General features: G+C 50.6%; 5 protein-coding genes. 3 read left to right on the top strand and 2 right to left on the bottom strand.

Translation table 11 applies throughout. The annotated features are described in order from the left end of the window. Positions 1–12: 12 nt before the first annotated feature. The 3 genes from rpoB to lpdA all read left to right on the top strand — a co-directional run bounded on the left by rpoB (position 13) and on the right by lpdA (position 9349). Positions 13–3861, top strand: a complete 3849-nt coding sequence (gene rpoB, locus VV089_RS19800; protein ID WP_334337108.1) for a DNA-directed RNA polymerase subunit beta — start codon at positions 13–15, stop codon at positions 3859–3861. A 16-nt stretch (positions 3862–3877) separates the two neighbouring features. Continuing rightward, positions 3878–7600, top strand: coding sequence for a DNA-directed RNA polymerase subunit beta' (gene rpoC, locus VV089_RS19805; protein ID WP_334337109.1), 3723 nt, complete (start codon positions 3878–3880; stop codon positions 7598–7600). Positions 7601–7984: 384 nt separating this feature from the next. Further along, complete coding sequence (gene lpdA / locus VV089_RS19810; RefSeq protein WP_172541049.1) at positions 7985–9349, top strand: dihydrolipoyl dehydrogenase; 1365 nt, start codon at positions 7985–7987, stop codon at positions 9347–9349. Positions 9350–9445: 96 nt separating this feature from the next. Here lpdA and VV089_RS19815 read toward each other — a convergent pair whose 3' ends face one another. Together VV089_RS19815 and VV089_RS19820 are read right to left on the bottom strand one after the other, a co-directional pair. Beyond that, on the bottom strand, positions 9446–11149 hold the full coding sequence (locus VV089_RS19815) for a PepSY domain-containing protein (RefSeq protein ID WP_334337110.1): 1704 nt from the start codon (positions 11147–11149) through the stop codon (positions 9446–9448). Positions 11150–11151: 2 nt separating this feature from the next. Next, positions 11152–11724, bottom strand: coding sequence for an RNA polymerase sigma factor (locus VV089_RS19820; protein ID WP_334337111.1), 573 nt, complete (start codon positions 11722–11724; stop codon positions 11152–11154). Positions 11725–11848: the final 124 nt, after the last annotated feature.

The raw sequence follows: 11848 nt of genomic DNA on the forward strand, positions 1-11848 counted from the left end.
GGGTGAACGTCAATGGAAAAGAACAGGATACGTCCTATTACAACCGGTAAAAGCAGTAGAATGAGCTATTCAAGACAGAAAGAAGTTTTGGAAATGCCGAATCTGATCGAGGTTCAAAAAGATTCCTATGGATGGTTTCTGGATGAGGGACTTCGGGAAGTGTTTGACGACATTTCTCCGATTGCCGATTACAGCGGTCAGTTAAGTCTTGAGTTTGTTGATTTTACACTTTGCACAGGCGAAGGCGATATTAAATATACAATCGAGGAATGCAAGGAAAGAGATGCAACGTATGCAGCTCCTCTGAAAGTAAAGGTACGTCTTTATAATAAAGAAACCGATGAAATTAATGAACACGAGATTTTCATGGGTGATTTGCCGCTGATGACGGAGACCGGTACGTTTGTGATCAACGGTGCAGAACGTGTCATTGTCAGTCAGCTTGTTCGTTCCCCTGGTATTTACTATGCAATTGATCATGATAAAGTAGGAAAAGGCTTGTATTCCTGTACCGTGATTCCCAACCGCGGCGCATGGCTGGAGTATGAGACGGATTCCAATGACATTTTTTACGTGCGTGTAGACAGGACCAGAAAGGTTCCTATCACGGTTCTGGTGCGTGCCCTGGGCTTTGGAACCAATGCGGAGATCCTGGAGCTCTTCGGCGAGGAGCCCAAGATCCTGGCGACCCTGGGCAAGGACACGGCAGAGAATTACCAGGAAGGCCTTTTGGAGCTGTACAAGAAGATACGTCCGGGAGAGCCCTTGGCCGTAGAGAGCGCCGAGAGCTTGATCACCAGCATGTTCTTTGACCCCAGAAGATACGATCTGGCAAAAGTAGGCCGGTATAAGTTCAACAAAAAACTGATGCTGCGCAACCGAATCCGCGGACAGGTTCTGGCAGAGGATGCAGTAGATACTCTGACCGGAGAGATTATTGCGGAGGCAGGCACAGAGATTTCCAGAGAACTGGCGGATGAGATTCAGAATGCGGCGGTTCCCTTTGTGATGATTAAAGGCGAGGAGAGGGATATCCGTGTGATTTCCAGCATGATGGTGGATATCACGCATTTCCTGGATGTGGATCCTAAGGAACTTGGGGTTACGGAATTAGTATATTACCCGGCTCTGAAAAAGATACTGGATGAATCTGGCGATTTGGAGGAGCGCAAGGCAGCCGTGAAGCGTGATATTCACGAGCTGATTCCAAAGCACATTACAAAGGAAGATATTATTGCTTCCATTAACTATAACCTGCATCTGGAATACGGTGTGGGCAATGACGACGACATTGACCATCTGGGCAACCGCCGTATCCGTGCGGTGGGCGAGCTTCTGCAGAACCAGTACCGCATCGGTCTGTCCAGAATGGAGCGTACCGTCCGGGAGCGTATGACGACGCAGGATCAGGAGAACATTACGCCCCAGTCCCTCATCAACATTAAGCCGGTAACTGCGGCCGTGAAAGAGTTCTTCGGCTCCTCCCAGCTGTCCCAGTTCATGGATCAGAATAACCCCTTGGGAGAGCTGACCCACAAGCGCCGTCTGTCTGCACTTGGACCCGGCGGCCTGTCCAGAGACCGTGCCGGATTCGAGGTTCGTGACGTGCACTATTCACACTACGGAAGAATGTGCCCCATTGAAACCCCTGAAGGCCCTAACATCGGCCTTATCAACTCTCTTGCAACCTATGCAAGGATCAACGAGTACGGCTTTGTGGAGACGCCTTACCGTAAGATTGACAAATCCGATCCGAAGAATCCCCGTGTTACCGACGAGGTGGTATACATGACGGCGGATGAAGAGGATAATTACCATGTGGCCCAGGCAAATGAGGCCCTGGATGCAGAGGGACATTTTGTCCGCAGGAACGTATCCGGACGTTACCGCGAGGAGACGCAGGAGTATGAGCGTTCCATGTTTGATTACATGGACGTATCTCCGAAGATGGTGTTCTCTGTGGCGACGGCGCTCATTCCTTTCCTGGAAAATGACGACGCAAACCGTGCGCTGATGGGCTCCAACATGCAGCGTCAGGCAGTGCCGCTGCTGGTGACGGAAGCACCTGTTGTGGGAACGGGAATGGAGACAAAGACGGCGGTAGACTCCGGCGTGTGTGTTGTGGCCAGGCATTCCGGCGTGGTAGAACGCTCCGTATCCAATGAGATTGTGGTAAAATGTCCCGACGGAACTAAGGATACCTATCGTCTGACTAAGTTTTCACGAAGCAATCAGAGCAACTGCTACAACCAGAAGCCCATTGTATTCAAGGGAGAGAAGGTAGAGGCAGGCCAGGTGATTGCCGACGGGCCTTCCACCTCCGGCGGAGAAATCGCCCTGGGCAAGAATCCGCTGATTGGATTTATGACCTGGGAAGGCTATAACTACGAGGATGCCGTGCTTTTGAGCGAGCGTCTGGTACAGGAGGATGTGTATACCTCTGTTCATATTGAAGAATACGAGGCAGAAGCCCGTGATACCAAGCTGGGGCCGGAGGAGATTACCCGTGATGTTCCCGGCGTAGGCGACGATGCCTTAAAGGATCTGGATGAGAGAGGAATCATCCGTATCGGCGCCGAGGTTCGGGCAGGCGATATTCTGGTAGGAAAAGTAACGCCGAAGGGCGAGACGGAGCTGACTGCGGAGGAGCGTCTTCTTAGGGCGATTTTCGGGGAAAAGGCCAGAGAGGTCCGGGATACTTCCTTAAAGGTGCCTCATGGAGAATATGGTATCGTAGTAGACGCCAAGGTATTTACCAGGGAGAACGGAGATGAGCTGTCTCCGGGTGTGAACCAGGCCGTGCGCATCTACATTGCACAGAAGAGAAAGATCTCCGTGGGAGACAAGATGGCGGGCCGCCACGGAAATAAGGGTGTGGTTTCCCGTGTGCTTCCGGTGGAGGATATGCCCTTCCTGCCCAACGGACGTCCCCTGGATATCGTATTGAACCCTCTTGGCGTACCGTCCCGTATGAATATCGGACAGGTATTGGAGATTCATTTGAGCCTGGCGGCAAAGGCCCTTGGCTTTAACGTGGCAACGCCGGTATTTGACGGAGCCAATGAGAATGATATTATGGACACTCTGGATCTGGCCAATGACTATGTGAATCTGGAGTGGGAAGAGTTTGAGAAAAAGTACAAGGAAGAGCTTCTTCCGGAGGTGCTGGAATATCTCCATGACAATCTGGATCACAGAGAGCTGTGGAAGGGAGTTCCCATTTCCAGGGACGGTAAGGTGCGTCTGCGTGACGGCCGGACGGGAGAGTACTTCGACAGCCCTGTTACCATCGGGCACATGCATTATCTGAAGCTGCATCACCTGGTAGACGATAAGATTCACGCCCGTTCCACAGGACCGTATTCTCTCGTTACCCAGCAGCCTCTGGGCGGCAAGGCCCAGTTCGGCGGCCAGCGTTTCGGAGAGATGGAGGTGTGGGCTCTGGAGGCTTATGGTGCGTCTTATACCCTGCAGGAGATTCTGACTGTGAAGTCCGACGACGTCATCGGCCGTGTGAAAACCTACGAGGCGATTATTAAGGGCGACAATATTCCGGAGGCAGGCATTCCGGAGTCCTTCAAGGTGCTTTTGAAAGAGCTTCAGTCCCTGGGCTTGGATGTAAGAGTGCTCCGGGATGACAATACAGAAGTGGAGATTATGGAGACAAGCGACTACGGCGACGTGGATCTGCGCTCCATTATTGAAGGCGACAGACACTCCAATAAGGAAGAGGAATCTTTTGGAGAATATGGATTCAGCAAACAGGAATTCGAAGGAGAAGAACTGGTTGACGTCACAGAAGAAGATGAGGAAGACGAGGATGACTTTTTAGACTTCGAAGAGGAATTTGAGGAAGAATAAGAAAGGGAGTGTATTCATGCCAGAAACAACGAATCAAGCGGTTTATCAGCCTATGACCTTTGACGCGATTCGGATTGGACTTGCGTCGCCGGAAAAGATCCGGGAATGGTCCAAGGGCGAGGTGAAGAAGCCGGAAACCATCAATTACAGAACCCTGAAACCGGAAAAGGACGGCTTATTCTGCGAACGTATCTTCGGACCCAGCAAGGACTGGGAATGTCACTGTGGAAAGTATAAGAAGATCCGCTATAAAGGTGTAGTCTGCGACCGCTGCGGCGTAGAGGTTACCAAGTCCAATGTCCGCCGCGAGCGCATGGGCCATATTGAACTGGCGGCGCCGGTATCCCATATCTGGTATTTTAAAGGGATTCCGAGCCGTATGGGACTGATTCTGGACCTGTCTCCCCGTACCTTGGAGAAGGTGCTCTATTTTGCATCTTATATTGTGCTGGATGCCGGGGATACGGAGCTTCAGTATAAGCAGATTCTGACAGAAAAAGAGTACCAGGATATGCGTGAGAAGTATGGAAGCCGTTTCCGTGTGGGAATGGGCGCAGAATCCATCAAGGAGCTTCTGGAGGCTATTGATCTGGAGAAGGAGTCCGTGGAGCTGAAAAGCGCGCTTACCAATGCCACGGGACAGAAGCGGGCCCGTATTATCAAGCGTCTGGAGGTTGTGGAAGCATTCCGTGAATCCGGAAACCAGCCGGAATGGATGATTATGGATGCCATTCCTGTGATTCCGCCCGACCTGCGTCCGATGGTTCAGCTGGACGGCGGCCGGTTCGCCACCTCTGACCTCAATGATTTGTATCGTAGAATTATTAACCGGAACAACCGCCTGAAACGGCTTTTGGAGCTGGGGGCGCCGGATATCATCGTAAGAAATGAGAAGCGTATGCTCCAGGAGGCTGTGGATGCGCTGATTGACAACGGAAGAAGAGGCCGCCCCGTTACGGGCCCGGGCAACCGCGCCCTTAAGTCTCTCTCCGATATGCTGAAAGGTAAATCGGGACGTTTCCGCCAGAACCTTCTCGGAAAGCGTGTGGACTATTCCGGCCGTTCCGTTATCGTAGTGGGGCCGGAGCTGAAGATCTACCAGTGCGGTCTGCCCAAGGAGATGGCCATTGAGCTGTTTAAACCCTTTGTGATGAAGGAGCTGGTACAGAAAGGCACGGCTCACAACATTAAAAGTGCCAAGAAGATGGTAGAGCGTCAGGTACAGCCCGAGGTATGGGACGTACTGGAGGAAGTGATCAAAGAGCATCCGGTTATGCTGAACCGTGCTCCTACTCTCCACAGACTGGGGATCCAGGCGTTTGAGCCGATTCTGGTAGAGGGTAAGGCGATTAAACTGCATCCCCTGGTTTGTACGGCCTTCAACGCAGACTTTGACGGAGACCAGATGGCTGTGCATCTTCCCCTGTCCGTAGAGGCCCAGGCGGAGTGCCGTTTCCTTCTGCTCTCCCCCAACAACCTTCTGAAGCCTTCGGACGGAGGGCCTGTAGCCGTTCCTTCCCAGGACATGGTGCTTGGAATCTACTATCTGACCCAGGAGCGCCCGGGAATCGAGGGTGAGGGCAAGTTCTTTAAGAATGTAAATGAGGCGATCCTTGCTTATGAGAACGGAGCGATCAAGCTTCAGTCAAGAATCAAGGTGAAGTCAGTCAAGACCCTGGCTGACGGCAGTGAGATTTCGGATATTATTGAATCCACCATGGGACGCTTTATCTTTAACGAGATTCTGCCCCAGGATCTGGGCTTTGTAGACCGGAGTATTCCGGGCAATGAGCTGAAGCTTGAGGTGGACTTCCACGTTGGCAAAAAGGGCTTAAAGCAGATTCTGGAAAAGGTTATCAATACCCATGGGGCAACCCGCACCGCAGAGGTTCTGGATGACATCAAGGCCATGGGATATAAATACTCTACAAAGGCGGCTATGACGGTATCTATTTCCGATATGACTGTGCCGCCGGAGAAGCCGGAGCTGATTAAGAACGCCCAGGATACGGTGGATAAGATTACCCGGAACTATAAGCGTGGTCTGATCACTGAGGAAGAGCGTTACAAAGAGGTTGTGGAGACCTGGAAGCAGACGGACGAGATTCTGACCAAAGCGCTGCTTGACGGTCTGGATAAATACAACAACATCTATATGATGGCGGACTCCGGAGCCCGTGGTTCCGATAAGCAGATTAAGCAGCTGGCCGGTATGCGCGGACTGATGGCGGATACCACAGGACACACCATTGAGCTTCCTATCAAATCCAATTTCCGTGAGGGTCTGGACGTTTTGGAGTACTTTATGTCTGCCCACGGCGCACGTAAGGGACTGTCCGATACGGCTCTGCGTACAGCAGACTCCGGTTATCTGACAAGGCGTCTGGTAGACGTATCCCAGGATTTGATTATCCGTGAGGTGGACTGCTGTGAGGACAGGGATGAGATCCCGGGCATGGTAGTAAAGGCCTTTATGGATGGAAGAGAAGAGATTGAGAGTCTCCAGGAGCGTATTACAGGGCGTTTCTCCTGCGAGACCATTAAGGATAAGGACGGCAATGTCATTGTAAAGGCAAATCATATGATTACGCCAAGACGCGCCGCAGCTATTATCAATTCCGGAGTGGATGAGAACGGCGAGCCCTTTGACAGATTGAAGATTCGTACAATATTGACATGTAAATCACACATCGGCGTCTGTGCAAAATGCTACGGCTCTAATATGGCAACGGGCGAGGCGGTTCAGGTAGGTGAGTCTGTAGGAATCATTGCAGCCCAGTCTATCGGCGAGCCGGGTACACAGCTGACCATGCGTACCTTCCATACAGGCGGCGTGGCCGGAGGCGATATTACACAGGGTCTTCCCCGTGTAGAGGAGCTGTTTGAGGCCAGAAAGCCCAAGGGACTTGCAATTATCACAGAGATTGCCGGCACGGTAACCATTCTGGATACCAAGAAGAAGCGTGAGATTCAGGTGACAGGCGACGACGGAGAATCCAAGACTTATCTGATTCCTTACGGTTCCCGTATGAAGGTGCAGGACGGCCAGGTTCTGGAAGCCGGAGACGAGCTGACAGAGGGTAGTGTGAACCCCCATGACATCTTGAAGATTAAGGGCATCCGGGCTGTACAGGATTATATGATCCAGGAGGTACAGCGTGTATACCGCCTCCAGGGTGTTGAGATTAATGACAAGCATATTGAGATGATTGTGCGTCAGATGCTAAAGAAGATCCGTGTGGAGGATAACGGCGATACGGATTTCCTGCCCGGAACACTGGTGGATGTGCTGGAATTCGACGAAATGAACGAGAAGCTGGAGGAAGAGGGCAAGCGTCCGGCAGAGGGCAAGCAGGTGATGCTTGGTATCACCAAGGCGTCCCTGGCAACGAATTCCTTCTTGTCTGCTGCGTCCTTCCAGGAGACGACCAAGGTTCTGACCGAGGCGGCTATTAAGGGAAGAGTCGATCCGCTGATCGGCCTTAAGGAGAATGTGCTGATCGGTAAGCTGATTCCGGCCGGTACGGGTATGAAGCGTTATCAGTCTGTGAAGCTGGATACAGAGCTGAAGATATATGATGACCCGGAGATCTGTGAGGAGCTGGAGGAAGAGCCGGAGCTGACAGAGGAGCTTTTGGAAGAAGAAGCCGTTGACAGTGATGCGGCAGAAGAATTGCTGGAAGAAGGCTCTGAGGAAGAAGTAATTGAAGAAACAGAAGAAGAACTGACCGAGGTCTAAGAAAGTAGAGAGAGCTGCAGAAGATAAAATCTGCGGCTCTCTGTTTTTATGTTTGTTTTTTTGTGATTTGCGTAGAATATTCTTGCATTTTACACTGCAGGGATTGTATGATAGAATAATCAGAAAATAATCTGATGTATTGTAAGGGATACTATGGAACTGGAAACAGTAATGCCTTTCAATGCACAAATCGATTTATGGACGCATGTACCTGCGGCCAGAAATTGATTTAGTTAAAGTGTATTGAAGAAGCATTACGGAACTGGAAACAGTAATGCTTATTTAATGCACAAATCGATTTATGGACGCATGTACCTGCGGCCAGAAATTGATTTAGTCAAAGTGTATTGAAGAAGCATTACGGTACTGGAATGGAGGAAATTGATGCAGGAATTTGATGTAATTGTGATTGGCGGCGGCCCGGCGGGCTACAACAGCGCAGAGTATGCAGCCCACCACGGAAAGAGCGTGCTTCTGGTAGAGAAAAAGAACTTAGGCGGTACTTGCCTGAACGTAGGCTGTATTCCTACAAAAACCTTTTTGTATGCATCTAAGATATACCACTATGCCAACGGTGCTGGAGAACCCTACGGCGTAACGGTCAGAGAGGCTTCCCTGGATCACGGGGCAGTTGTCCAGAAGAAAAACGAGGTGGTAAAGACCCTGGTGCAGGGTGTGGCCGGAGGCCTGAGGCGAAAAAAGGTTAAGGTGGTGAACGGAACAGCAAAGCTGTCCAGGGAGAATGGGGCTCTGACGGTGTCCACAGAAACGGAAACTTTTCTTGGAAAGAATATCATTATCGCGTCCGGTTCCTCTCCGGTGGTACCGCCCATTGACGGCGTAAAAGAGGAGTTTGAAAAAGGCACGGTTATGACCAGCGACGAGATTCTGGACATGACGGAGATTCCCCAAAAGCTTCTGATCGTAGGCGGCGGCGTTATTGGCTTTGAGATGGCGGCTTACTTCCAGGAGGCAGGAGCCAAGGTGACGGTCATTGAGATGATGGACAAGGTACTGGGGCCTAACGATCGGGAGGTAAGCCTTCTCCTTCAGCAGGAGCTGGAGAAAAAAGGCGTGACCTTCTATCTCTCAAGCGCAGTGAAAAAGGTGGCAGATGGCGTTGTGACCTTTACAAGAGACGGCAGAATAGATGTGGCCGCTTACGACAAAGCATTGATGTGCGTAGGCCGCCGGGCCAACAGCAATATTGAGGGCCTTGCGGATCTTGGCGTAGAGATGGAACGGGGAGCCATTGTGACGGATGCCCAGATGCGTACCAATGTGCCGGGGGTCTACGCCGTAGGTGATGTGAATGGAAAAGTAATGCTGGCCCATGTGGGCTACCGTGAGGGTGAGGTGGCTGTCAACACCATCCTTGGAAAGGAGGATGCCATGAGCTATGACGCAGTCTGCGGCGTAGTGTATACCAGCCCGGAAGCGGCTTTTGTGGGAATGTCCGAGGAGCAGGCAAAAGAATCCGGGATTCCTTATACCGTTAAGAAGGCCTCCATTAATTTCAGCGGCCGTCATGTGGCGGAAAATGGAATGAGTAATGGGATCTGCAAGATTATCATTGATTCGCAGAGGGATGTGATAATAGGCGCGGCTTTGATGTCCTCCTATGCGTCAGAGTACATTTATTCTCTGGCCCTGATGATTGAAAATAAGATTCCTCTGGAGAGCATAAAGAGAACGATCTTCCCCCATCCTACCGTATGCGAAGTGATTCGGGAGGCTCTGTTTTCCTAAAGAGAAGGATTTGAAATTAATACTCATTAACAAGGGGCTGCTGTCTTATTTTGCAGCAGCCCCTTGCGTTTATGCGTTAACGACGCAAGCTTTTCTTTAATCGTTCTCGTCCCATTCGTATTTCAAAACGGAACCGCTGACAGCATCAATCTCATATTCATACTCACAATTGCCGGCTTTGAATTCAATTTCATAAATCATCATACCGTCATCTTCATCTAAGCCAGCTTCGTAATTATGAACGGAATCTGCCGAGACACCTGCGTGGGAGAAAGCAATTTCTTTTGCTCGCGCTTCGCCGATATTTCCGCTGCTTCCCCCGGAAGCCTGGTCTCCTCCTGCCTGAGGCGGAACATAGTCGTCATCTGTGTCTTTTTCATGTTTCAGAACGGCGCCGGTAGAGGCATCGATTTCATACTCGTACTCAAAGCCCTGGCATTTGAATTCAATCTCATAGACCATAATGCCGTGTTCCCGATCCAATTCGCTCTGATATTCTGTGACAGCATTTGCCGATACGCCTGCATGGGAGAGGGCTGCATTTTTAGCCTGGCCTTCGTCAATATAGGAGGCCTTGGGCTTCTGGCTTTCCGGAGCAGGCTGAGGAGGCGTGCTATTCGTCTGGGAAGAGCTGTTGTCGGCTTTCGGCGTATTATCCGCCTGGGAAGAGCTGCCGTCAGCCTGGGGCGTGTTATTCGCCTGTGGTGTGCCGCCTGCCTGGGAAGAGCCGCCGTCAGCCTGGGGGCCGCTGTTATTTGTCTGGGAAGAGCTGCCGGTATCCGGCTGCGGAGTGTCAGCCTTGGGCGGAATATAGTCGTCATCCGTCTCCTTCCCACTCTTTAAAACGGCTCCGGTAACAGCGTCAATTTCATAGTCGTATTCAAAACCTTCACATTTAAATTCAATCTCATAAACCATTGCGCCGTGTTCATAGTCCAGTTCGATCTCGTATTCCGTAAGCTTATCTGCTGAAGCTCCGGCATGAGAGAGGGCGGCCTGCTTTGCTTTTTCTTCGCCGATGTAGGCTTTGTCGCTGGCGGTTCCCAGAGAATTCACATTTGCCAGATTCAGATTGCCGGATTCGGTCAGCAGGTTCAGCTCATTGATGGATAAGGGAACCAGATCCTCAAAGGAGTAAAAGGCGCTCTGGTCAATAATCTGCTGAATCAGCTGGGCTTTGCCTAAAGTAATGCCGTAAGTCTCGGCAAGCTGCCTGAGATTGGAATCTGCGTAAATGCTCTGGCTTAGAACGGCCCCGTTGAAGGTTCCGGACTGAAGGACGGCGCTGATTTCGTTAGCCAGACGCTCCTGCAGCTCTGCGCTCTTGGCCGGATCCTGGTTGTCTACGCTGATTAAGATGGAATTGGCCAGCTCATTTAAATAACCGTTGCGGAGCATAGAGCCGATGAGTGCGTTTATGGCTACGTCAAGGCTGCTTCCTTTGAAATTCATGCTGCCGACTACGGTTTCTGCGTCCTTATTTCGGGGATTTACGGCCAGAACCTCTTCTTTTTTATTTACCTCAATCTCAATGGAAGGATTTACATCCAGAGAGACGGTGGAGGCAACGGAATAATTGGTGCGGTATATCTGGAAGCCGGCCAAACCGCCGATCAGCAGTACAAATGCCGCTGCAATACCGGCAAGACGCCGTGATAAAAAGGTTTTTTTATTGGTATCTGTCATAATGATTACAGCTCCTTTCTGAGATTTGCAGTCGGAAAGGATGCTGCCGCGTATGTCGGGAACAGCGTTTGAAAAGGCCTGCTTGATTTTCTGCTCAGTGTTCTTGTCTGCCATCTTCAATCCTCCTCTCCTATATGATTTTTTAGTTTCTTTATGGCGCGGTTGTATTTTGAAAGAACGGTGGACAGGGGAAGCGCAAGGAACTTTGCAGTTTCCCGATGCTTAAAGCCTGCAACAGCATGGAGAATAACGATCTGACGCTCCTCGTCGGAGAGAAGCTCCATACATTCCGTTAGAATCAGCCGATCCTCCAAGGAGACAGTCTCGCATGCCTCCAGATAAGGCTCCCAGTTTTCCGGAGGGATATCTGCCGTCTTTCTGCGTTCCCGAAGCTTCAAAAGACAGAGGTTCCGGGTGATGGTCAGAATCCATGCCATGGGCTTTTTAGAGGACTGATACCTGGGGGCTGCCGAATAAATCTGGAGATAGCAGTCGTGCAGGACATCCTCTGCGTCCTGGGTATTCTTCAAAATAGAAAGGGCAAAAGCATAGACAGAAGCGCTGGTGCAGTCATAAAGCTCTCCAAGAGCATTGGAATCTTCATGGGCGATTCCGAAAAGGCAGCGATCCAATCGGGAGGAATCCGGTATTCCTCCACTGTCATTTGCCGACGTCAAGCAAATTATCATAATTGCCTTCTCCTTTCACTTCATTAATACACGAGAATAGAATTTTATTGCATCTATTTTAACATTTTTTTAAAAAATTAAAAAGAGTGTATTCTTGACAGAGGATTGAAATTTAATTTAAAAT

Origin of the sequence: Candidatus Merdisoma sp. JLR.KK011 (assembly GCF_036941125.1) — a bacterium.
Classification (GTDB): domain Bacteria; phylum Bacillota; class Clostridia; order Lachnospirales; family Lachnospiraceae; genus Laedolimicola.

Coding starts and splice junctions, on each gene's coding strand:
- rpoB (WP_334337108.1), top strand. CDS start 13: ATGGAAAAGAACAGGATACGTCCTATTACAACCGGTAAAAGCAGTAGA.
- rpoC (WP_334337109.1), top strand. CDS start 3,878: ATGCCAGAAACAACGAATCAAGCGGTTTATCAGCCTATGACCTTTGAC.
- lpdA (WP_172541049.1), top strand. CDS start 7,985: ATGCAGGAATTTGATGTAATTGTGATTGGCGGCGGCCCGGCGGGCTAC.
- VV089_RS19815 (WP_334337110.1), bottom strand. CDS start 11,149: ATGGCAGACAAGAACACTGAGCAGAAAATCAAGCAGGCCTTTTCAAAC.
- VV089_RS19820 (WP_334337111.1), bottom strand. CDS start 11,724: ATGATAATTTGCTTGACGTCGGCAAATGACAGTGGAGGAATACCGGAT.